The organism is Mesorhizobium silamurunense, assembly GCF_014843825.1.
Taxonomy (GTDB): Bacteria; Pseudomonadota; Alphaproteobacteria; order Rhizobiales; family Rhizobiaceae; genus Mesorhizobium; species Mesorhizobium silamurunense.
In genome coordinates this window covers 1-21,461 of sequence record NZ_JHQR01000351.1, presented here as the reverse complement: position 1 = coordinate 21,461, position 21,461 = coordinate 1, and the positions used below count along the sequence as shown (strand labels likewise).

Annotated in this window: 19 protein-coding genes and 3 pseudogenes; 8 read left to right on the top strand and 14 right to left on the bottom strand. The window is 63.8% G+C overall.

Going from position 1 to position 21,461, the window contains the following annotated elements; genetic code table 11:
• Window positions 1-186: 186 nt before the first annotated feature.
• Window positions 187-1,101, bottom strand: coding sequence for a LysR family transcriptional regulator (locus DH10_RS32665; protein ID WP_192243111.1), 915 nt, complete (start codon window positions 1,099-1,101; stop codon window positions 187-189).
• 104 nt (window positions 1,102-1,205) lie between these two features.
• Here DH10_RS32665 and DH10_RS32660 point away from each other — a divergent pair, with 104 nt between their 5' ends.
• The 3 genes and pseudogenes from DH10_RS32660 (at window position 1,206) to DH10_RS32650 (ending at window position 3,633) form a co-directional block, all read left to right on the top strand.
• On the top strand, window positions 1,206-1,754 hold the full coding sequence (locus tag DH10_RS32660) for a hypothetical protein (protein ID WP_192243113.1): 549 nt from the start codon (window positions 1,206-1,208) through the stop codon (window positions 1,752-1,754).
• Window positions 1,755-1,765: 11 nt separating this feature from the next.
• A pseudogene (locus DH10_RS32655) lies at window positions 1,766-1,999 on the top strand (Atu4866 domain-containing protein); the annotation flags it as partial.
• 161 nt (window positions 2,000-2,160) lie between these two features.
• Window positions 2,161-3,633 (top strand): MATE family efflux transporter, encoded by a 1,473-nt coding sequence (locus DH10_RS32650; protein ID WP_192385787.1) that lies wholly within the window; start codon window positions 2,161-2,163, stop codon window positions 3,631-3,633.
• Window positions 3,634-3,654: 21 nt separating this feature from the next.
• Here DH10_RS32650 and DH10_RS32645 read toward each other — a convergent pair whose 3' ends face one another.
• Complete coding sequence (locus tag DH10_RS32645; protein ID WP_192243120.1) at window positions 3,655-4,863, bottom strand: MFS transporter; 1,209 nt, start codon at window positions 4,861-4,863, stop codon at window positions 3,655-3,657.
• Window positions 4,864-5,005: 142 nt separating this feature from the next.
• Here DH10_RS32645 and DH10_RS32640 point away from each other — a divergent pair, with 142 nt between their 5' ends.
• Complete coding sequence (locus DH10_RS32640; protein ID WP_192243122.1) at window positions 5,006-5,581, top strand: TMEM175 family protein; 576 nt, start codon at window positions 5,006-5,008, stop codon at window positions 5,579-5,581.
• A gap of 6 nt (window positions 5,582-5,587) precedes the next feature.
• Here the strand turns inward: DH10_RS32640 and DH10_RS32635 are convergent, their stop codons facing one another.
• Window positions 5,588-5,869, bottom strand: coding sequence for a hypothetical protein (locus DH10_RS32635; RefSeq protein ID WP_192243124.1), 282 nt, complete (start codon window positions 5,867-5,869; stop codon window positions 5,588-5,590).
• Between the two features lie 173 nt (window positions 5,870-6,042).
• On the opposite strand from DH10_RS32635, the gene DH10_RS32630 reads away from it, so the two are divergent.
• Window positions 6,043-6,909 carry an SDR family NAD(P)-dependent oxidoreductase gene (locus DH10_RS32630; protein WP_192243126.1) on the top strand — a complete coding sequence of 289 codons (867 nt, stop codon included), beginning with the start codon at window positions 6,043-6,045 and terminating at the stop codon, window positions 6,907-6,909.
• 106 nt (window positions 6,910-7,015) lie between these two features.
• On the opposite strand, the gene DH10_RS32625 is transcribed toward DH10_RS32630, so the two are convergent.
• From DH10_RS32625 to DH10_RS32615, 3 genes are all read right to left on the bottom strand, one after another.
• A complete protein-coding gene (locus DH10_RS32625; RefSeq protein WP_192243128.1) occupies window positions 7,016-7,441 on the bottom strand; it encodes a low affinity iron permease family protein in 426 nt (141 codons plus the stop codon).
• 292 nt (window positions 7,442-7,733) lie between these two features.
• The gene (locus DH10_RS32620) at window positions 7,734-8,375 is read right to left on the bottom strand and encodes a DapH/DapD/GlmU-related protein (RefSeq protein WP_192243130.1); all 642 of its coding nucleotides are present in this window, start codon (window positions 8,373-8,375) and stop codon (window positions 7,734-7,736) included.
• Window positions 8,376-8,539: 164 nt separating this feature from the next.
• Window positions 8,540-9,025, bottom strand: coding sequence for a CreA family protein (locus tag DH10_RS32615; RefSeq protein ID WP_246505803.1), 486 nt, complete (start codon window positions 9,023-9,025; stop codon window positions 8,540-8,542).
• A gap of 293 nt (window positions 9,026-9,318) precedes the next feature.
• Between DH10_RS32615 and DH10_RS32610 the strand changes: the two genes are divergently transcribed.
• The 3 genes from DH10_RS32610 (at window position 9,319) to DH10_RS32600 (ending at window position 12,796) form a co-directional block, all read left to right on the top strand.
• The gene (locus DH10_RS32610) at window positions 9,319-9,903 is read left to right on the top strand and encodes an SCO family protein (protein WP_312891175.1); all 585 of its coding nucleotides are present in this window, start codon (window positions 9,319-9,321) and stop codon (window positions 9,901-9,903) included.
• Between the two features lie 78 nt (window positions 9,904-9,981).
• Complete coding sequence (locus tag DH10_RS32605) at window positions 9,982-10,854, top strand: 50S ribosomal protein L11 methyltransferase (RefSeq protein ID WP_192243134.1); 873 nt, start codon at window positions 9,982-9,984, stop codon at window positions 10,852-10,854.
• Between the two features lie 97 nt (window positions 10,855-10,951).
• Window positions 10,952-12,796, top strand: a complete 1,845-nt coding sequence (locus tag DH10_RS32600) for an aminopeptidase P family protein (RefSeq protein WP_192243136.1) — start codon at window positions 10,952-10,954, stop codon at window positions 12,794-12,796.
• 21 nt (window positions 12,797-12,817) lie between these two features.
• Here the strand turns inward: DH10_RS32600 and DH10_RS32595 are convergent, their stop codons facing one another.
• From DH10_RS32595 to DH10_RS32560, 8 genes and pseudogenes are all read right to left on the bottom strand, one after another.
• On the bottom strand, window positions 12,818-13,114 hold the full coding sequence (locus tag DH10_RS32595; RefSeq protein ID WP_192243138.1) for an AzlD family protein: 297 nt from the start codon (window positions 13,112-13,114) through the stop codon (window positions 12,818-12,820).
• Window positions 13,111-13,839, bottom strand: coding sequence for an AzlC family ABC transporter permease (locus DH10_RS32590; RefSeq protein ID WP_192243140.1), 729 nt, complete (start codon window positions 13,837-13,839; stop codon window positions 13,111-13,113). The genes DH10_RS32595 and DH10_RS32590 overlap by 4 nt, the downstream gene beginning before the upstream one ends.
• A gap of 106 nt (window positions 13,840-13,945) precedes the next feature.
• On the bottom strand, window positions 13,946-14,632 hold the full coding sequence (locus tag DH10_RS32585; protein ID WP_192243142.1) for a DUF2461 domain-containing protein: 687 nt from the start codon (window positions 14,630-14,632) through the stop codon (window positions 13,946-13,948).
• Window positions 14,632-16,839 carry an NAD-dependent DNA ligase LigA gene (ligA, locus tag DH10_RS32580; RefSeq protein WP_192243144.1) on the bottom strand — a complete coding sequence of 736 codons (2,208 nt, stop codon included), beginning with the start codon at window positions 16,837-16,839 and terminating at the stop codon, window positions 14,632-14,634. Before ligA ends, DH10_RS32585 begins: the two co-directional genes overlap by 1 nt.
• A gap of 194 nt (window positions 16,840-17,033) precedes the next feature.
• Window positions 17,034-18,707 carry a DNA repair protein RecN gene (recN, locus tag DH10_RS32575; RefSeq protein ID WP_192243146.1) on the bottom strand — a complete coding sequence of 558 codons (1,674 nt, stop codon included), beginning with the start codon at window positions 18,705-18,707 and terminating at the stop codon, window positions 17,034-17,036.
• 8 nt (window positions 18,708-18,715) lie between these two features.
• Window positions 18,716-19,585: an outer membrane protein assembly factor BamD gene (locus DH10_RS32570; protein ID WP_192243148.1), complete on the bottom strand. Its 870-nt coding sequence runs from the start codon at window positions 19,583-19,585 to the stop codon at window positions 18,716-18,718.
• Between the two features lie 335 nt (window positions 19,586-19,920).
• Window positions 19,921-20,863, bottom strand: a pseudogene (gene lpxC, locus DH10_RS32565) (UDP-3-O-acyl-N-acetylglucosamine deacetylase).
• A 423-nt stretch (window positions 20,864-21,286) separates the two neighbouring features.
• Window positions 21,287-21,461: pseudogene (locus DH10_RS32560) on the bottom strand (cell division protein FtsZ); the annotation flags it as partial.

The following is a 21,461-nucleotide window of genomic DNA, read 5'->3' as shown; positions in this document are numbered from 1 at the left end:
ACAAATTAATGGGTCCTGACCCTAGCTAGAGCTGCGGCCGGTACCGCAGGCACCGATCTGGGCGGATGCATATGAAACGGGCTGGCGATAACATCGCGGGCTCGCAACCATCTAAAATTGGCCTCTCCGAGCCGGCGAGAACAAGCTGACTTTGCCGTGCTCGCGGCGATAAGGGGTCGGTGGTGGTCAGCGCGATCGACCGCGACGTCCGCCTGAGTTGCCGGCCTTGATATGATCGACCAGGGCCCGCAGCTTCGGGGCCATATTCCTTCTGTTTGGGAAATATAGAAAAAAGCCCGGAAATGACGGCAGATATTGCTCAAGCAAGGAGACGAGCGCGCCGCTCTCGACGTAGGGGCGGAAAGTCTCCTCGGTAGCGAAGGTGATACCAGCCCCAGCCATCGCACTGCGCAGCATGAGGCGCAAATCATTTGTGGTGATCTGCGGCTCAACCGCGACATTGAAGGAAGTGCCGTTTTCTTCGAATTCCCATCGGTAAGGCGCGATTTCCGGCGAACGGCGCCAACCGATGCAGCGGTGGCGGACCAGATCGCGGGGATGTTCCGGCATACCGTTCGCCACGAGGTATTCAGGAGAAGCGACGACAGCCTCTCTCACTTGTCCACCGACAGGCACGGCGATCATGTCCTGCTCTATGACCTCGCCCAACCGAACCCCCGCATCGAACCCGGCGGCAACGATGTCGAATTCCTCATCCGTTACGGTGACATCGACAATCACGTGCGGATGCGCTTCGGCAAAGGCCGCCAACAAAGGACCGGACAGAAACGGCTCGGCAATCGAGGTGACCGCAATCCTCAGCCTCCCCCGGGGGGATTGGTCGCCATCGACACCCTCGAGCACCTGCGCGATATCGGACATCGGCTGACAGAGCGCCTCATAGAGCCGCTGCCCCGCCTCAGTCAGGCGCACGGCCCTGGTGGTCCGCGTGACGAGCATCGCACCGAAACTGTCTTCAAACCGTCGTATCCCCTGGCTGACGGCAGAGCGGGTGACCCCTAGACGATCAGCGGCGGCGCGAAAATTATCCTCCTCGGCCACGGCAAGAAAGAGGGGGAGAAGATTATAGTCTAGCTGCATTGTCAAACACTGCTAACCACTTAGTCGAGCATTCGACAGATACACGCAACATCGATTCTCGTCCAACCTTTTGGTGCCTTTCGACAACCAGAAGGAATATCGACATGAAAGCACTATTTCTCGCAGCCTGCCTGCTGGCCCTGGCTGAACCGGTCGCGGCCCAACCCTGTCCGCAGGACGGAGCCAACGCTCCACTTGCACTTCACAAATCATGGATCATGGAGGGGTGGGAACGCCATGAGGGAGATCCCACTTTCGTCTTCGCCGAGAAGATGAGCCGCTATTATGATTTGAACAGGCCTCGGGGCGTTTTCTACGACAACTTCGCGCCCGGCTCGACACAGCTTTTCGACAACGCCGCTGTCTACGGAGCCAACTGGGAGGATCTGCAGAATGGCGCGCGCTCCGTTCTCCACGCGCTCACCGGCGGTGAGGATCAGATTGCGGGAGGCAATATCGCCTCCACGACGATCGGTTTTGTCGGGCAGATCAGCCGCCTCGACGGAGAGGTCGTCGCATTCGACGGGCGCTCGCAGCTCGGCTGGGTCTGCATCGACGGCGCGTGGAAGATCCGTCAGGAGCTGAATTACGCTCGGGTGGTCAAACCGGAGGATATTGCACACTACTATCGGCAGAAGGCGGAAGGCAAATGAGCATGACCGATGCTACCCATCCCTACGTCGGCATGTGGGTTACGGCAGATGGCCATATCCGGCATGAACTCCTGCCCACCGGTCGCTATGTCGAGGCACGCGGCAATCGTGAGCAAGCCTACGAGGGACGCTACGAGATAAATGCGAGCCACATCGACTATTGGGACGACACCGGCTTCTCCGCCGACGGCGAGTTCGTTGACGGCATCCTGCACCATGCCGGCATGATCCTCTATCGGCAATAGACGGTGGAAATTTGGGGGCAAGGCGTGGATTTCGCGCCCGGCCCTTCCAATACGGCTCACCCTGCAGGCGGGTAGCGCAGGCACCGATCTGGCGGAAATGGATGTATGCGAAACAGGCCTGCGATAGGATCGCGGGCCTGATTCATTTTCGGTGCCCCGCGATGGATGATGACAAGCCCGCTCGCCGGCGGACCAGCGACCTGACCAGCGGCCCCATTCCCCGCACGCTGCTTTTATTTGCCCTGCCGGTGCTCGGCTCCAACGTGCTGCAGTCGCTCAACGGCTCGATCAACGCCGTCTGGGTCGGCCGCTTCCTCGGCGAAGCGGCGCTGACCGCGACCTCCAATGCCAATCTGGTGCTGTTTCTGATCCTCGGCACGGTCTTCGGCATCGGCATGGCGGCGACCATTCTGGTCGCGCAGTCCGTCGGCGCCCGCGACCTGCCGGAGGCACGGCGCATCGTCGGCACGAGCGCCACCTTCTTCTTCCTCGTCTCGGTGGTTTTCGCGGTCTGCGGCTGGATCTGGGTCGACGCCATCCTCACCGGGCTCGGCACGCCGGCGGACGCCTTGCCGCTGGCGCGCGCCTATCTGCGCATCATCTTCGTCGCCGTGCCGATGATGAATCTTTTGTCCTTCGTCATGACGGTGCTGCGCGGCGCTGGCGATTCGCGCACGCCATTTGTCTTCATGGCGCTGGCGGTCGTGCTCGACGTCGTCCTGAACCCGCTCCTGATCCGGGGCATCGGCCCCTTCCCCGCGCTTGGCATCGCCGGGTCGGCCACCTCGACGCTGATCGGCCAGGCGGTGAGCGTGATCGCCATCCTGATCGTGCTTTATGCGCGCAAGCACCCTTTGCGACTGGCGGGCAGCGACCTCGCTCTGCTCAAGCCCGATCCGGCGCTTTTGCGTATCGTCGTCTTCAAGGGCATTCCGATGGGCTTGCAGATGATCGTCATCTCGGCCGCGGCGCTGACCGTGATGGGCATCGTCAACTCCTACGGCTCCCAGGTCGCGGCAGCCTATGGCATCGCGGCGCAGCTCTGGACCTATATCCAGATGCCGGCTCTGGCCATCGGCGCCGCCGTCTCCTCGATGGCGGCGCAGAATGTCGGCGCCGGACGCTGGGATCGCATCGGCAAGGTCGCCGCTTCGGGCGTCGGGTTCAACCTCGTGCTCACCGGCGCGCTGGTGGCGCTGATTTTCCTCTTCGACCGCCCGGTGCTCGGTCTTTTCCTGAGCGGCGACAGCACGGCGATCGGCATCGCCGCCCACATCAACAAGGTGGCGTCCTGGTCCTTCATCCTGTTCGGCATCACCATTGTGCTCTTCGCCACAGTGCGCGCCACCGGCGCGGTCATGCCGCCGCTGGTCATCCTGATCATCTCGGTGCTGATCGTGCGCACCGGCTTTGCCTATTCCATGCGAAGCGTCATCGGCGAGGAAGCGCTGTGGTGGAGCTTTCCGGCCGGCTCGATCGCCTCTTTGGCGCTCGCCGCCGCCTACTATCGTTTCGGCCGCTGGCGGACCATGCACATGATCGAGGACCGCCCGGCCGCCGGCGAACCGCCGGACACCGGCCTCGGCGTGCCGCGCCAGCGTGCGCACCTCTCGCCCGAGACGCCGAACGGCTGAGGACGCGCCGGCTGCCCGAGATCACTTCGCGTAGCGTGCGCCGAACCCCAGCGCCACCAGCGAGAAGATCGTGATCATGCCGGCGAAGGCCAGGCTGGCGACGGTTGCATTCGTCAGGCTCGACAGCATGCCGATGCCGATCACCGGCAACGCGTTGCCGCAGAAGCAGCAGATGAAGAAAGCCGAGACCACTTCGGCGCGGCGGTCGGCCGGCGCGATGTGGTTCACCACTTGCAGGCCGCCGCGATAGCCGAGCGCCGCCGCCACGCCGCAGAAGGCCGTGGCGACGATCATCATCGCCATCGACGCAAAGACCTGCGCGGCGACGACCAGCGCCACCGTCGGTATCATCAGGACAAGTGCCGCCAGCATGACGGTGCGGCTGGCGAGCCGTGCCGTCGCCAGGATTGTCGCGGCTGTCACGACCGCCAGCTCGAAAAACAGTGCGCCGGCCTCGGCGTGATTGGTGACGTGCAGTTGCTGGGCCAGAACGCTCGGCGCCAGCGCCGCATAGAAGCCGACAAGAGCCATCGCGCCGAAGCCGGTCACCGCAGGCGCCACGAACCGCGCGCGGATGCTGTCGGGAACCGAAAGCCGCGGCCGGATCGGGATGTCTGAGAGCCGCCTCCGCTCAGACACGGTCTCGCGGGTGCGCCAGATCAGCAGCATGACCAGCACCAGCAGTGCGAGATAGACGGCGAATGTCAGTCTGAGCGGCCAGGGCGCATATTCGGCGAGCAACCCCGATGTCAGTGCGCCGAGGCCAAGGCCGACGAAGTTGGTGCTTGTGGCAATGATGGCGGCGCGCGACTTGTCCTCGCCTTCGATCAGCTCGGCGAGCCAGGCGGTGCCTGTTCCCGCGCCGATCCCGATGCCGAGCCCGCTGAGGATACGGGCGGCGTCGAGCCACGCCAGATTTTCGGCGAAGAGGAAAAACAGGGCGCTGACCACGGCGACGCCCATCGCCGCCATGGCTGCCGGACGGCGACCGACGATGTCCGACAATCGGCCGAAAAACAGCAGCGCCGCCAGATTGCCGACCACATAGACTGCGTAGACCAGCGTCAGCGTGATCTGCGAGAAGCCGAAGGCCTGTTTGTAGATCACGTAGAGCGGCGTCAGCGCGGTGCTGCCGGCAAAGAGCGCTGCGATCATGGCCGCAACGACTGCCATTGCGATACCGCCGCCAAGTTCTTTGTCGCGTGTGATGGTCTGAGCGTAGCTGGTCATCGGAACCTCCGGCCAGTTTGCAAACCCCCGGCCCCATGTAGTGGCGGCCTGCGCGCTTGCCGAACGCCCTCCTGACAATTCTGGCAGTATGGCCTTGCGCGAAATCCTCCCGTAACGTTTGTCGACCGATGACGGAGGAACCATGGGCAAGGGAAGGGTCGAGGCATTCACCGATGGCGTCGTGGCCATCATCATCACCATCATGGTGCTGGAGCTGAAGGTCCCGCACGGTGAGGACTTTTCAGCGCTGGCACCCTTGTGGCCGATCTTCTTCAGCTACGTGCTGTCCTTCATCAACGTCGGTATCTACTGGAACAATCTGCACAACATGTTCCACACCGTTCAGCGGGTCGATGGCCGCGTACTATGGGCGAACCTGCACTTGCTGTTCTGGCTGTCGCTGATGCCGGTGACGACCGCCTTCATGGGCGAGAACCATTTCGCGCCGGTGCCCGTCGCCGTTTATGGCGTCGACCTCGCGCTCTGCGCGTTCGCCTACTACATTCTCGTCATCGAGTTGCGCCATCTGCATGGCGCGGACACGACATTTGCCAAGGCAGTGGGCCGTGACCGCAAAGGCAAGATCTCGCTGGCGATCTACATCGCAGGTGTGCTGCTCACCTACGTCAACCAGTGGATCGGCGTCGCCCTCTATGTGGCTGTGGCGATGATATGGTTCGTGCCGGACAGGCGCTTCGAACGGCTCATCGAAAAGTAGCGGCTGTTACTGCCGCATCGCCTTCAGCTTCTCGGCCGCGGAAGCCGCAAGATCGGCATAGCGCTCTTCCAGCCGCTCCGCGGCCTTGATGACGGGAAAGTCATGGCCGAACTTCTCCAGCGCCAGGCGCAGCTTTTCGGCGAAATCCGCCTGTTGTTCCAGCGCCGAAAACAGCGTCTTGACCTGCGCCTCGCTGATATTGGGGTCGGCAAGCATCTTCGGCACATCGCGGCCCATCTGCTCGCCGGTGGCGGTCTGCTCTTTCAGGATTCCGATCCAATCGGTCAATGCCGAGCTCCTTTTTCTTTGCAGCATGCGCGGCGGACGCTGCCGCGGTCAACCCGTTGCCGCCATCGCGGCCAACCCGTTGCCGCCATCGCGGTCGTCCATTGCGGCGATCAAGGCTTGTCTCGGCCCTGACCGGCGTTAAGTTCGGCTCGACCGGAACAAGGACATCGATCATGACCAGCGACGCCGAAATCCAGACCGCCCTGCCCGCTTTCGCCGCCGGCAATGTCGCCGTCGTCACCGGCGGCGCCAGCGGCATCGGCCTTGCCGCGGCGAAACGGTTCGCGGCCATGGGCATGAAGACGGTGATTGCCGATATCGGCGGCGTGCGTCTCGACCAGGCCCGGCAGGCGGTCGCCGCCATCGCCGGGGACGATGCCGTTCTCCCGATTCCCACCGACGTCGCCAGTGCCGACGAAGTCGACCGCCTGGCGGAACTCACCTATGGCGCATTCGGTGCGGTTTCAGTGCTGATGAACAATGCCGGGGTCGGCAACAATCCGGGAAAGCCGTGGGAAAACCGTGACGCCTGGAAGCGGCTGCTCGACATCAATTTCTGGGGCGTTGTACATGGCGTCGAGGCCTTCGCGCCCCGCATGCTGGCGACGGGCAGGCTGGGCCTGATCATCAACACCGGCTCCAAGCAAGGCATCACCACCCCGCCCGGCAATCTCGCCTACAACGTCTCCAAGGCGGGCGTGAAGACATTTACCGAGGGGCTGGCGCATGCGCTGCGCAACGAGCCGGGAGCAAAGGTCTCCGCACACCTCTTGATACCGGGTTTCACCTATACCGGCCTGACCGAAGGCGCGACGGAAAAGCCGGCCGGCGCCTGGACCGGCGAGCAGGTGATCGATTTCATGCTGGCATCGCTCAAGCAGGACGACTTCTACATCCTTTGCCCGGACAACGAGGTTGCGCGGCCGACGGATGAAAAGCGCATAGCCTGGGCGATCGGCGACATCATCGAAAACCGCCCTGCCCTGTCGCGCTGGCATCCGGATCACAAGGACGCGTTCGCGGCCTTTATGAACCGCTAGAGAACCCCGCACGAGCCGAAAGCCCATAAGCTGAGCAGGTCCGGTTCTTACCGCGCCAATCTTTTCTTTAATTCGCAAAGGTCGTGCCCGAACGACAAGGCTGCGCTCAAGCGGCGTGTTTTTTGGGAGCGTGCTTTTGCGCGGCTTTCTTCACGGCCGCCGCGGCGACCTCCCGGTCATGCCGCTTTGCGGCCTTTTCGCATTTTTCGCGGATCTCCTCGACCTCGGATTCAGTCAGATGCTCGATGCCGATGAAGGTGTTGTGGGCCCGGCTGACCCGGATCAATTCGTCGAGTTTGGTCTGGATGGCCGCGCTGTCACGATTTTGGGTATTCTGGATCAGGAACACCATCAAAAAGGTGACGATCGTAGTCCCGGTGTTGATGACGAGTTGCCAAGTATCCGAAAAGCCGAAGATCGGGCCGCTCAGTGCCCAAACGACGATGACCAAGCAGCACAGGGCAAATGTCGGCGGCATGCCGGCGAGATGCGCTACGGTATTGGCGATCCTGGTGAAAAACTTCTCGATCATCGAAAATCCGTGAACGGCCAAAGCGTTCGGCCGAAGGCTGAATCCTGATCAAAAACAAGTGGCAGCCGCTCCCGGTTCCCTGGCGACGCTATTTCGCGACTGCATCCGGTGCAATTGAACACACGCCAGAAGGGCAGCTCCCGGAAAAAACACCTTATCCGTTTGCTGCCATAGTGCCGGTGCAGGTCAAAAGCCTGCTGCTTCCGCTTCACGGCGGTTTACCTCCAGCCCCTTCCGCTGCGCCACCCCCGCATGGCGGGAGGGGCACCGTCTTCCGGAAAATCATCGAGAATCAGAGTGTTGCGCCTTCCCAACGATCGAGGAAGGCCTCGATCGGCAATGACTGCATGTCCGGGATCGCCCTGGCGAGTTTTTCCGGCGCCCAGTCCCACCAGGCAAGGTTCTCGATGCGCGCCGCGACGTCGGCGGCGAACCTCTGGCGCAGAGGCTTCGCCGGGACGCCGGCGACGATTGCGTAAGGCGGCACGTCATGCGTCACCACCGCGTTGGCGCCGATGACGGCGCCATTGCCGATCGCCACACCAGGCATGATGACGGCGCCATGGCCGATCCAGACATCGTGCCCGATGCTGACCGGCTTTGCCTGCCGCCGCTCGCGAAATGCCGCGTCGACGCCAAGCCAGCGGAAATACTCGTTCGGCCGGTACGTGACCTTGTGCTGGGTCAACCGCTCGATCGGATGCTCGAGCGCGTTGATACGGCTGTTGGCGGCGATGGAGCAGAACTTGCCGATCGTCGTGTAGATCGCTTCCGAATGCCGCTCGAAATAGGAAAAGTCGCCGACCGTCACATCGCGCAGGATCACCCGCTCGCCGATCGAGGCATAGCGGCCGAGCTTGCATCCCTTCAGCTCCGCGGTCGGATGGATGTGCGGCTCGGGATCTTTGAGGACGAGGTGTTCAGGACGGTCCATGGCGCGGCTTTACGCCCGCGCGATTGCTCCCGCAAGCGGCACCGATCGCTCGCTTAAAGCATGTCTCCCGAACCGGTTTCGGGACAAAGACATGCGTAAAATCAAAAAGCCTAAGCGCATGGAGCGAATCTGAAAGATCGCGACGCGCTTGAGGCCGATCGGGCCTATTGCGGCTTGCCCTTCGTCCAAACGACGTTCTGGCCGTAGAGCGGCACGGTCGTGACCGACATCTTCGCCGAGCCGTTCTGCACCTGGCGCGAATGCGAGAGGTAGATCAGCGTCTCGTTCTTCCTGTCGAAGATGCGGTTCACCACCTGCTTCTTCCAGATCAGGCTGAGGCCTTGCTTGAACACCTCCTCGCCGCCCTCGCTCATGTCGATGTCGCCGATGGTGATCGGCCCGGTCTGGCGGCAGGAGATCGACGAATCCGACGGATCCTCGAACCAGTTGCCCTTGTGCAACCGATCGATGATGCTGCGGTCGAAATAGGCGACGTGGCAGGTGACGCCGTCGACTTTCGGATCCTTGATCGCGTCGATCATGATGTCGTTGCCGACCCAGTCGACGCCGACCTTGCCGACTTCGTCCGCCACCGCAGCGCCGGCGCTCAGGGCAAGGCACGCGGCAATCAAGCCGATCAGTTTTCGCAAGGAAGCCTCCTCGGGTTCGCGTTTAGCCGATGTCAGGTGGGATAGGACTGTCCAGTTTGCAAGCACGTTCGCGCGTCTCTGGAGCATCGTTCACATTTGTATTGCGGCGCGCGTGGTGCTTGGTACAAGCGCCGACACCGGTTGCGGCATCGCGACATCTTTGAGTCGATCTTTCCGATAACTATGGTGATACGAGAATGAAGCGCGGTTTTGATAGGTCATTGACAAACCGCTGTTCCGAACACTCTCAAGCCCGCCTTCGGCAGATCGAAATGGCTAACCAACCCTCGCCCATAATGCGATTTATCCTCGTAGGCATCTTGGTGCTGATGGTTGCGATCACCGGCGTCATGACATTCCAATGGTACAGGAAATTGTACAGCGGCGAGCCATACGGCGCGCCCTTCGCGCTGACCGACCAGAAAGGCGTGCCGATCACCGAGGCCGCGTTCAGGGGGCATCCGAGCGTTGTCTTCTTTGGCTTCACCCATTGCCCGGAAGTCTGCCCGACCACGTTGTTCGAACTGGCCGGCTGGCTGAAGGCGATGGGCGACGACGGCAAGGACCTCAACGCCTACTTCGTTACGGTGGACCCGGAGCGTGATACGCCGCAGATCATCAATTCCTACGTCAGCAACTTCTCCGACCGCATCACCGGCATCACCGGCGATCCCGATAAGGTCCATGCCATGGCCAAGGCCTTCGGCATCTATTGGAAGAAGGTCGACACCGGCGACGGCGACTACACCATGGACCACACGGCATCGGTGCTGCTGCTCAACGCCAAGGGCGAGTTCGCCGGCACGATCGCCTATGGCGAAAGCGCCGACACCGCCATTGCCAAGTTGAAGCGGCTTGCGGCGGGCGGCCAGGCATGATCCCGAACCGAAGGTCGGCGTAGCAAGAAGTGGGAACCGGTTCTCGGAAATGATCATGCTTAAACAAGAGCGGCCCTGATGGGGCAGACCAGGCTCCATTTCACCGCGGGCAAGGCCGAGGCCGACCGCATCTTCGCGGCGTTCGACGCCGCCTTCGAAGACGAAGGCCTGCCGCTTGCCGTGCTGGAGGTAGACGAAGCCAACGACATCCACGAAGTGTCGCTCTACGCCGATGGCGATGTCGATGCCGTCGAAGCCCGGATCAAGGACATTCTCGCGGGCCTCGCCCTGCCGAAGCGGGTCGAACGCGAGGCGCTCCCCGACATCGACTGGGTGGCGCGTTCGCTCGAAGGGCTGAAGCCGGTCCGCGCCGGACGTTTCTTTGTTCACGGCGCGCATGATCGCGGCAAGCGCCGCAGCGGCGATCTCGCCATCGAGATCGAGGCGGGCCTCGCCTTCGGCACCGGCCATCACGGCACCACCGCCGGCTGCCTCGAAATGCTGGAACAGGTGGTGCTGCGCGAGCGACCGCGCGACGCGCTCGACCTCGGAACAGGAAGCGCGGTGCTGGCGATTGCGCTGGCGAAGCTCGCGCATATTCCGGTACTTGCGACCGACATCGATCCCGTCGCGGTGGGCGTCGCTGCCACCAATGCGCGGCTCAATCATGTCAAGGCGCTCGTCGAGACGGTGACGGCGCCCGGCTTCCACCATCCGATCTTCGCCAGACGCGCGCCCTTCGACCTGATCGTCGCCAACATCCTGGCGCGGCCGCTGATGCGGCTGGCGCCACAGATGGCCCGGCACGTCAGGCTGGGCGGCTCACTGGTGCTCTCCGGCATCCTCGACCGCCAGCGCGATGCGGTGATCTCTGCCTATGTCGGCCAGAGCTTCCGCCACGTCCGCACCCTGCATCGCGAGGGCTGGGTGACCATCCACCTCAAGCGGTGAATCAGACTCGATTCAATCCCGCCTGGCCCTGCCGAAACTGATTCCGGTTTGAAGGTGTATGCGTTACGGTCGCGGCTCGCATTCGAGGGAGACGACCATGTTCCAGACCTTTGATTCCGCCGGCGATCCGGCCGTCGGCAAGCCGCGTGTGGCGATGTTGCGCGAATGGCTGGCTGAGAACGGCCTGGACGGCTTCATGGTGCCGCGCGCCGACGAGCATCAGGGCGAGTATGTCGCCGACCGCTCGGCGCGGCTGAAATGGCTGACCGGCTTCAGCGGCTCGGCCGGCGTCGCCATCATCATGCGCGACCGCGCCATCATCTTCGTCGACGGCCGCTACACCCTGCAGGTGAGGGGCGAGGTCGACCTTTCGATCTTCACCGTCGAGAGCCTTGTCGACAATCCGCCGGCCTCCTGGATCAAGGACAATCTCGGCAAGGGCACCAGGCTCGGCTTCGATCCCTGGCTGCATTCGATCGGCGAGGTCAAGGCGCTGAAAGCTTCGGCCGAGCAGTCCGGCGCGACACTGGTGCCGCTCGACAAGAACCCGATCGACGTCATCTGGAAGGACCAGCCGGAGCCGCCGCGCGCACCGGTGGAGCTCCACCCGATCGCCTTCGCCGGCGAACTCGCCAAGGACAAGCTGGCGCGGCTGGCGGGCGCGATCGAAATGGACGGCGCGACCCACGCCGTGCTCACCGACCCCTCCTCAATAGCCTGGGCCTTCAACATCCGTGGCGGCGACGTGGCGCACACGCCCCTGGCGCTCGGCTTCGCCATCCTCGCCGCCGACGGCAAGCACCAGCTCTTCATGGACCCGCGCAAATTCTCGCGCCAGGTCGCCGCCTATCTCACCCAGCTTGCGGACCTGCACGATCCGGGCGAGTTCGAAGCGGCCGTCGCCGACCTTGCCAAGCATGGCGCTAAGATCGCGCTCGATCCCGTGCTGGCGGCGGAAAAGCTGAAGATGCTGGTCGAGGACAACGGCGGCAAGGTCGTTTCGGCCGCCGACCCCGCCCGTATCCCGCGCGCCACCAAGAACCAGGCCGAGATCGCCGGCAGCCGCGCCGCGCACCGCCGCGACGGCGCCGCGGTCGCGAAGTTGCTCTGCTGGCTCGACCGGCAGATGCCGGACACACTCGACGAGATCGACGTCGTGACCAGGCTCGAAGAGGTGCGCCGGCAGACCGGCGAGGAGACGCAGATGCCGCTCCGCGACGTCTCCTTCGACACCATTTCCGGCGCCGGGCCGAACGGCGCCATCATGCATTATCGCGTCTCGCGCGCCACCAGCCGAAAGCTTCGGAGCGGCGAGCTGTTCCTGCTCGATTCCGGCGGGCAGTACCAGGACGGCACCACCGACATCACCCGCACCGTGCCGATCGGCCAGCCGACCGAGGAGATGCGCGAGCGCTTCACGCTGGTGCTGAAAGGCATGATCGGCATCTCGACGCTGCGCTTTCCGGCCGGCACGCGCGGCTCGGAGATCGACGCGGTCGCCCGCATGGCGCTTTGGAAGCATGGCTGCGACTTCGCCCATGGCACCGGCCATGGAGTCGGCTCCTATCTTGCCGTGCATGAAGGGCCGCAACGCATCGCCCGCACCGGCACCGAGAAGCTGCTTGCCGGCATGATGCTTTCCAACGAGCCGGGCTACTACAAGGAGGGCGCCTACGGCATCCGCATCGAGAACCTCATTCTTGTCACGCCCGCCGAACAGATCGAAGGCGGCGACATTGCGGTGCATGGCTTTGAGACGCTGACGCTGGCGCCGATCGACAAGCGCCTCATCCGCACCGATCTTCTGACGCGCGACGAACTGCACTGGCTCGACCAGTATCACGCACGGGTCTTGGCGGAGATCGGCCCAATGGTGGATGGCGAGACGCTGGCCTGGCTGGAAAAAGCCACCGCGGCGCTACCGCACGACGCCAAGATCTAGGCGCGCAGAGCAGGGCGCGCCCTACCCGACGAACTGCCTGGCCAGGATCAACACCGCAGCGCCGGCCAAAAACATCGCCATCAGGCCACCGCGCAGCGACATGATCGCCGTGACGATCAGTGCCGCCCACTCGGCAGGCCCCGCGCCGAGTGCGGCCGGCGCCACCAGCGTCGTCAGCACCGCGGCCGGCACGGCGTTCAAGCCCGCCTCGACGCGCGGATGGATGTTGTCGAAGCGCGAGATGACGAGGTGGCCGCCGACGCGGGTGAGATAGGTGGCTACCGCGCCGGCAAGGATGATCCAGAAGGTCGTGCTCATGGCCTTTTCCCCACGCCGCTGTGGTGTGGCGGCAAGATCACCGCCAGCAGCACACCGGCAATGGCGCCAATCGAGACATGCCAGGGCGAACCGACCGTCTTGTAGGCGACGATCGAGGCGGCCGCGCTCGCGGCGACCACCGGCAGCCACAGCGGCCGCTTGCGGAAACCGAGGACTAGGCCGAGGAAGTAGATCGGCAGCAGGAAATCGATGCCCAGCGCATGCGTGTCCGGAATAAGCTTGCCGAACACCGCGCCAAGCGCGCTTTCGGCCACCCAGAACACATAGACCGGCAGGCCGAGCCCGAGATACCAGACGAACCCCACCGATTGACCCGAGGCCGCCCGCGCCTCGGCCACGGCATATTGCGGATCGGTCAGGATGAAGTAGCCGAGTGCCTGCTGCAGCACCGGCCAGTGCGCGATGCGGCGGCCGATGCCGGCGGAATAGAGCACGTGGCGGAAATTCACCGCGAAGATGGAGAGCACAATCAGCCACGGCGCGACATGCTGGCCGAACAGCTCGATGCCGACCATCTGGCTGGCGCCGCCATAGATCATGGCACTCATCAGGAAGGCTTCGAGAACGGAAAAGCCGTTGTCGACGGCGAGCGCGCCGAACAGCACCGCGAACGGCGCCGAAGCGACGACGACCGGCATCGACAGCCGCACGCCGTCCCAGAAATCACTCTTCACGCCGCTTTCGGAGATAGCTTCCGCCGACATCCAACTGCTCCCTTGAGCGACTTGATGTAGGGAGCGTCGCCTTCCTTGTCACACCAATTCGCTTGAGCCGACGATCAGCGGAACTGATCGCGAAACGGATTTCCGGTTATCCGGTCTTGCCCTGGATCGCCCTGCCCCAGTCGAGGAGCGGTCGGGCGCGCAAGGTGAAGTCGACAAGGCCGTCGACCAGTGCCGCCGTGTGGATGGCGGCGGGATCGATGTCGTGCCGGACCACGAAATGGCGGTTGCGGACGGCTTGGGCAAGATCGGCTTCGGCGACATCCTCGAAGCCTCGCGGCGCACGCTTCAGGCAGTCTTCCGCATCGAGCGCCAGCCCGCCCTTCTTCAGCGCCGCCACCATGCCACGGAACAGCGCCGGCTTTATCACGATCGCCTTGCGCATCGCCTGCAGCAGTTCCGGCGCCGGCTGCCACCAGGCGACGCCGGCGAAGCAGCGCTCGAGCCCGATATGCACGTAGAATACGCCCTGCTCCATCTTCGTGCCGTCTGGCGACAGGATGGCCGACAAATGGCGGTTGTAGGGCCGCTTGTCCTTGGAAAAGCGCACGTCGCGGTTGATGCGGAACAGCGACTTCTTGCGGTCGCCGCGCAGGCCGAGTCCCGCCGCCGCAAAACGCTCGCTGAGCGCCTCGACGAGATTGCAGAATGGCTCCTGCAGCTCGCGCTCGTAGAGATCGCGGTTTTCCTGGAACCACTCGCGGCTCTGATGGAAGTCGAGCGCCTTCAGGAACGGGATTGCCTTCTCGCCAAAACCCTTGAACGCGCCGGCCATCAGCCGCTCCTGCCGATGCGCTGCAGCCAGGTATCTTCGTCGATCACCTCGATGCCGAGGTCGGTCGCGGTCTTGAGCTTGGAGCCGGCACCCGGCCCCGCCACCACCAGATCGGTCTTCGCCGAAACCGAGCCCGCGACCTTGGCGCCGAGACGCTCCGCCATCGCCTTGGCCTCGGATCGCGTCATCTTTTCCAGCGTGCCGGTGAATACCACTGTCTTGCCGGAGACTTCGCTGCCGGCCGAAATCTCGACGACATAGGGCTTCGGGTGGACTTGCGCGAGCAGCGCGTCGAGCACGTCGTCATTGCGCTCGTTGCCGAAGAAGTCCCGCAGCGCGCCGATCACCGTATCGCCGATGCCGTTGATCGAGGGGAAGACGGTGTGCGGATCCTCCGCCTTCGCCGTCTCCTTGCCGACACGGATCAGCTCTTCGATGGTCGAGAACTGGCGGGCAAGCACAGCTGCCGTCGTCTCGCCGATATGGCGGATACCGAGCGCGAAGATGAAGCGGTCGAGCTCCGGCTCGCGGCGCGCGTCGATGGCCGTAAACAGCTTGTCGAGGCCCTCGTAGTTGCGCTCCTCGACGCTGCGCACATTCTTGCGCGTCTTGCCCGACGCCTCTTCGCGCAGTCTCGCCTGCTCCTCGCGCCGCTCGGCCAGCGCCTTGGTGACGGCCGGCCGGCGATCCTTCAGCGTGAAGATGTCGGCCGCGGTCCTGACCAGCCCGGCATTGAAGAAGAGGTCGATGTTCTCGGCGCCCAACCCTTCGATATCGAGCGCGCCACGCGATACGAAGTGGCGTAGTCCCTCCACGGCCTGCGCGGCGCAAATCAGCTCTCCGGTGCAGCGGCGCCGCGAATCTTCCTTGCCGGTTTTCTCGTTGATCTCACGCGTCGCCGGCGAGCCGCACACCGGACAGGTATGCGGGAATTCGTAAGGCACCGCATCAGGAGGCCGCTTGTCGATGACGACGCTAACGATCTGCGGGATGACGTCCCCTGCCCGCTGGATGACGACCGTGTCGCCGATGCGGACATCGATGCCGTCACGGATCGGCTGGCCGTTGCTGTCGAAACCTTTGATGTAGTCTTCGTTGTGCAGCGTGACGTTTTCCACCACCACGCCGCCGACCGTCACCGGTGCCAGCCGCGCCACCGGCGCGAGCGTGCCCGTGCGGCCGACCTGGATGTCGATCCTCTCGACCGTCGTCATCGCCTGCTCGGCCGGGAATTTGTGGGCGACCGCCCAGCGCGGCTCGCCGGTGACAAAACCCCAGCGGCGCTGCAGCTCCAGTTGGTCGACCTTGTAGACGACGCCGTCGATGTCGTAGCCGAGCGAGGAGCGCTGCTCCTCGATCCGGTGGTAGTGAGCAATGAGCTCGTCGATCGACTTCGCCCGCACCATCAGCGGGCTGACCTTGAACCCCCACTCGGCGAATTTCTGCACCGAACCATACTGGGTCGGAGCCGGATCCGCCGTGGTATAGCCCCAGGCATAGGCGAAGAATTTGAGGTTGCGGCTGGCGGTGACCGATGGGTCCTTCTGGCGCAGCGACCCGGCCGCCGTGTTGCGCGGGTTGACATAGTCCTGGCCGCCGACAGCCGCCGAACGCTGCTTGAGCGCCTCGAATTCGGCATAGGTCATATAGACCTCGCCGCGGATCTCGATGACATCGGGCCAGCCTGAGCCCTTCAGCGCCTTCGGAATATCGCCAATGGTCTTCAGATTGGCGGTGATATCCTCGCCGACCGCGCCGTCGCCGCGCGTCGCGCCCTGCACGAACACACCGTTTTCATAGCGCAGCGAAGCCGACAGCCCGTCGATCTTCGGTTCGGCCGTGAAGGCGATGTCGAGATCCTTGTCGCGGTCGAAGAAACGCCGGCCGCGCTCGATGAAATCGGCGACGTCCTGGTCGGTATAGGCCTTGGCGAGGCTGAGCATCGGCACTGCGTGGCGTACCTTGGCAAAACCTTCCGCCGGCGGCGCGCCGACCCGGCGCGACGGCGAGTCCTCGCGCACGAGATCGGGAAAGCGCTCCTCGATGGCAAGGTTACGCCGCGCAAGCGCGTCATACTCGGCGTCCGAGATCGTCGGCGCGTCCTCCGTATGATAACGCCGGTCGTGTTCGGCGATCTCCACCGCCAGCCGCTTCAGCTCCTCCGCGGCTTCGCTTTCGCTCAGCGATTCGACTGGTTTTTCCGACATGAAGCGCGGTCCTCGAATTGTGGCGGGCCACTATAAATCAGGATTCGCCGGCAGGGAGTCGGCTTGCGCAAAAATCATTCCTGAACAGCAGGATGCAGCCATCTGCTGACTCATCCTCCGAGCCGGGGAAACAGAGCTTTGCAGGGTGTGATGAGATTCAGGTCAGCCCGGAATCATCTGAATATCAACGCAGCCTAAGCTGCCGCCGTATTCTCGCGCAGCAACCGTTCAGCGGCGGCGCGTGCCTCGTCGGTGATTGTGGCGCCGGCCAGCATGCGCGCGATCTCTTCCTGGCGCGCGGCGCGGTCCATCTCGGCGATGCCGGTGGCGACGCGATCCTTGCCGCCGGACTTGGAGATCAGGAAATGCGTGGCGGCGCGCGCCGCTACTTGCGGCGCGTGGGTGACCGAAAGCACCTGCACCCGCTTCGAGAGCCGTGCCAATCGCTGGCCGATGGCGTCGGCCACCGCGCCGCCGACGCCGGTGTCGATCTCGTCGAAGACCAGAGTCGGCGCCGAACCTCGGTCAGCCAGCGCCACCTTCAGCGCCAGAAGGAAGCGCGACAGCTCGCCGCCGGATGCCACTTTCATCATCGGCCCCGGCCTGGTGCCCGGATTGGTGCGCACCCAGAACTCGACCTGATCGATGCCGTCCTCCATGCGGCTTTCGGCATCGCTCACCATCTCGACGACGAACTCGGCCCGCTCGAGCTTCAGAGCCGGCAATTCGGCCATCACCGCCTTGGTCAAGCCGGCTGCCGCTGCATGGCGCAGCGAAGAGAGCTGCGCCGCGGATATCTCGTAAGCCTCGCGTGCGGCGGCGGCTTGTTTCTCAAGCCCGTGCAGCCGCTCCTCCCCCGCGTCGAGATCGGCAAGGTCGGCCGCCATCGTGTCGCGCAGTTGCGCCAGATCGTCGACCGCGACATTGTGCTTGCGCGAGGCCGCGCGCAGCGAAAACAGCCGCTCTTCCGCCTTTTCCAGGCGCTGCGGATCGTATTCGGTGGCGCGAAGCGCCGTCTCGACGCTAGATTGCGCTGCGTCGAGCGAGATCATGGCCTCGTCGAGCGACTTCACCACGTCGTCGAGCAGGCCGGGCACTTCGCCTGCCTTGCGTTGCAGCCGCCGCAACAAGCTGGCGAGCTGCGGCAGCGGCGAAGACGGCCCCGACAGCACATCCTGCGCATCGTGGATCTCGGACGCGATCTTTTCGGCGCGCATCATCTGGGCGCGCAATTCGGCCAGCTCGGTCTCCTCGCCGGGTTGCGGATCGAGCTTCGCCAGCTCGGCGACGGAGGCCCTGAGATAATCGGCCTCGCGCGCCGCCGCCTCGACCCTGGCGCGGTGCCGCGAAAGCTCCTGCTCGCAGTTCCGCCAGTAGCGCCAGGCCTCGCCCGTGCCGCGCACGGCGCCGAGATGGCCGCCGAAACTGTCCAGCAATTCGCGATGGGCGCCGGGATCGACGAGCGCGCGCTCGTCATGCTGGCCGTGAATCTCGACCAGCGCGCGGCCGACGTCGCGCATCAAGGTGACGCTGGATGGCTGGTCGTTGACGAAGACGCGCGTGCGGCCATCGGCCGTCTGCACGCGACGCAGGATGATGTCGCCGTCATCCTCTATGGCATTGTCAGAAAGCAGCGCACGCGCCGGATGGTTGCGTGGCACGTCGAACACCGCGATGACCTGGCCCTGTGCCGCGCCATGGCGGACGAGAGAAGCGTCGCCGCGCGCGCCAAGCGCCAGCGACAGCGCATCGAGCAGGATGGATTTGCCGGCGCCGGTCTCTCCGGTCAGCACCGAAAGTCCAGGCAAGAAGTCGATGTCCAGCTTCTCGATCAGGACGATATCGCGGATCGACAGTCTGGACAGCATCAGGGGTGTCAGGCGCCGGTGATCAGCTTCCCGGCCTTGGCGATCCACGATCCGGCATTTTCACGCGGCTGAAGCCCGTTGCTCTGCAGGAGCTTGTAGGAATCCTTGTACCACTGGCTGTCCGGATAGTTGGTGCCGAGCACCGCCGCGGCAGTCTGCGCTTCCGAAGTCAGGCCCATCGCGTAGTAGGCTTCGGTCAGGCGCGCAAGCGCTTCCTCGACATGGCGCGTGTTGGAGTAAGTCTCGACCACGGTGCGGAAGCGCTTGACGGCGGCGATATATTCGCGGCGTTCGAGATAGTAGCGGCCGATCTGCATCTCCTTGCCGGCGAGCTGGTCGGTGGCGAAGCGGATTTTGTCCTTGGCGTCGTCGACATATTCGGAGGTCGGCCAGCGCGTCACCAGGTCCTGCATGGTCTGCACGGTCTGGCGTGCCTCCTTCTGATCCTGGGTGACGTCCTTGATCTGCCGGTAGTAGCTCAAGCCGATGATGTACTGCGCATAGGCGGCATCGTCGGTCGACGGATAAAGCGTCAGGTAACGCTTGGCGGAACCGATCGCCTCGTCGTAGTTGCCGGCGCGATAGTCGGCGAAGGCGCCCATCACCATCGATTTGCGGGCGAATTCCGAATAGGGATGCTGGCGGTCGACGGCGTCGAACTTCTTGCTCGCCTCATCGAGACGGCCGGCATTCAGGTTGGCGAGGCCCTGGTTGTAGAGGACGTCTGCGGGTTCGGTCTGGTCGACATAGGTCGCCAGATTGACGTCCTTCTCGGACGACATGCAGGCCGACAGCAGCAGCGACGGGACGACCAACGAAAACGCCAGGAAAACAGCCCTATACGGCGCCCTCGATTGACCAACTCGCGAAAAAAACATGTTTGGATCCCGCCCTTTCGGCGTCGTTTCGGTCCGGGCCGCAGCCATAAACCATTATCCCCTTGCCCGGCAACGCTATGTCCGGCCAATCGCACATTTTTGTGGCGGCGGCATAGCGCTGAGCCCACCGCGCGATTTGGCGCTCCGGTGATGCATTATTACCACACACCCCTGCCCCACATCAAACCCGGCGACCACGCCTCGCGACACCATGCGGGATGCTACGTCGTCGGTCGCAAAGGAAACGTTACAGGCCGGAAGCATTGGAAACGCTGTGCCTGCGGCTCGGACCTGTGGCCTATGAGATCAGGCGCGGAAGCTAAGCAAAGACCGCTTCAGATCACCCAGGGCGCGTAGACCGGTCCGCTGACGGCGATCATCTCGGCGACGCGGCCGCGCTCGCGGCGCTGCGTCTCGACGATCTCGAAGGCCGTGCGGTCGGACAGCAGGCGGCGCAGCGCCGCCGCGTTCATCCGGTGGCCGCCACGATAGGAGCGGAAGCAGCCGATGAAGCGCGCGCCGGCAAGCGCCAGGTCGCCCATGGCACGTCTTGTGGCGGACGAATTCGTTGGGATAGCGCAGTCCGCCGACATTGATGACGCGGTTGTCGTCGCCGATGACCAGCGAGTTCTCTAGCGACGAGCCGAGCGCGTAGCCGGCGGCCCACAGCCGCTCGACATCCTTCATGAAGCCGAAGGTGCGCGCACGCGCGATGTCGCGACGGAAGATGTCGGGGTTGATGTCGGAGGCAAAGAGCTGGCGGCCGATGGCCGGGCTCTCGAAATCGATCTCCACCTCGAATCGCGTGCCGTCATAAGGGCGGAACTCCGCCCAGGATGCGCCGGCTTCGATACGAACCGGCTTGACCACCCGAATATAGCGGCGCTTGACCGCCAGCGTCTCGATGCCCGCCTGGTCGAAAGCCTCGACAAAGGCCACGGCGCTGCCGTCGAGAATGGGAACCTCCGGACCGTCGATCTCGATGATGAGGTTGTCGATGCCGAGTCCGAACACTGTCGCCATGAGGTGTTCGACGGTTCCGATGTGCTCACCTGCCGGATCGCCGAGCATGGTGCAAAGGTCGGTGGCCCCGACCTCAGAGACTAGCGCGCGAAACTCGCGCCCCTCGCCGCCATTCGAAAGGTGAAACACGATGCCGGTATCGGCGTCGCCGGGCAGGAAATGAACAGTGACGGGCTTGCCGCTGTGGACGCCCGTGCCGGTCAATGTCACGCGCGCTTTAACTGTCGTCTGATAGTCGTGCAAGACAAACCCCATAAGCCCTAGCTGCCAGCGTCCGCTTTGTCGGCCTCTGAGCATTTTCAACCAGATGGATCATCTGGCATCCGCGCAACGCGGCAATGAACAGGGCATGCGGCTCTGATATGATCGGCAGGCAGGGCCAACTCCCCGAATCCCGGCAAACCGACTTAAGTCCGACGCGAAGATAATGGCCCGTCTGGGAGACTCCAAATCACGGTTTCTTACCCTCTGTAACCGCGAGATTGAACGAGAAAGCGTCCGTAACGCTTTGTTTTAGACGAGCTTTTAACGCCAACAGGCAGACGATTCCCCACCTGCCTGTTAACAACTGTTATATATCGTTAGTGCATGTCGCCCAAAAGTGTGCAGCGGTTTTGGGAGAAACGACATGCATCAAACAAGGCTTAAAGCGCGCCGCCTGTCGCGGCGCGCTTTAACTTAGTTGGCCTGGCGGCGCAGGAACGCCGGGATCTCCAACTGGTCGTCTTCCTGCACAGTGCGGCTCTGCGGCGTGAGGCGCCCCTGGTCGTCGAGCTGGCCGCGGCGCGGCGCGTAGAGCTGCGGATCCTGGCTGGCGAGGCGGCGCATTTCCGGTGCCGCCTGGCGCAGTTTC

Bases quoted from the DNA above. Each gene is read 5' to 3' on its own strand.
- DH10_RS32665 (WP_192243111.1), bottom strand. From the start codon at position 1,101: ATGCAGCTAGACTATAATCTTCTCCCCCTCTTTCTTGCCGTGGCCGAG.
- DH10_RS32660 (WP_192243113.1), top strand. From the start codon at position 1,206: ATGAAAGCACTATTTCTCGCAGCCTGCCTGCTGGCCCTGGCTGAACCG.
- DH10_RS32650 (WP_192385787.1), top strand. From the start codon at position 2,161: ATGGATGATGACAAGCCCGCTCGCCGGCGGACCAGCGACCTGACCAGC.
- DH10_RS32645 (WP_192243120.1), bottom strand. From the start codon at position 4,863: ATGACCAGCTACGCTCAGACCATCACACGCGACAAAGAACTTGGCGGC.
- DH10_RS32640 (WP_192243122.1), top strand. From the start codon at position 5,006: ATGGGCAAGGGAAGGGTCGAGGCATTCACCGATGGCGTCGTGGCCATC.
- DH10_RS32630 (WP_192243126.1), top strand. From the start codon at position 6,043: ATGACCAGCGACGCCGAAATCCAGACCGCCCTGCCCGCTTTCGCCGCC.
- DH10_RS32625 (WP_192243128.1), bottom strand. From the start codon at position 7,441: ATGATCGAGAAGTTTTTCACCAGGATCGCCAATACCGTAGCGCATCTC.
- DH10_RS32620 (WP_192243130.1), bottom strand. From the start codon at position 8,375: ATGGACCGTCCTGAACACCTCGTCCTCAAAGATCCCGAGCCGCACATC.
- DH10_RS32605 (WP_192243134.1), top strand. From the start codon at position 9,982: ATGGGGCAGACCAGGCTCCATTTCACCGCGGGCAAGGCCGAGGCCGAC.
- DH10_RS32600 (WP_192243136.1), top strand. From the start codon at position 10,952: ATGTTCCAGACCTTTGATTCCGCCGGCGATCCGGCCGTCGGCAAGCCG.
- DH10_RS32595 (WP_192243138.1), bottom strand. From the start codon at position 13,114: ATGAGCACGACCTTCTGGATCATCCTTGCCGGCGCGGTAGCCACCTAT.
- DH10_RS32590 (WP_192243140.1), bottom strand. From the start codon at position 13,839: ATGTCGGCGGAAGCTATCTCCGAAAGCGGCGTGAAGAGTGATTTCTGG.
- DH10_RS32585 (WP_192243142.1), bottom strand. From the start codon at position 14,632: ATGGCCGGCGCGTTCAAGGGTTTTGGCGAGAAGGCAATCCCGTTCCTG.
- ligA (WP_192243144.1), bottom strand. From the start codon at position 16,839: ATGTCGGAAAAACCAGTCGAATCGCTGAGCGAAAGCGAAGCCGCGGAG.
- recN (WP_192243146.1), bottom strand. From the start codon at position 18,707: ATGCTGTCCAGACTGTCGATCCGCGATATCGTCCTGATCGAGAAGCTG.
- DH10_RS32570 (WP_192243148.1), bottom strand. From the start codon at position 19,585: ATGTTTTTTTCGCGAGTTGGTCAATCGAGGGCGCCGTATAGGGCTGTT.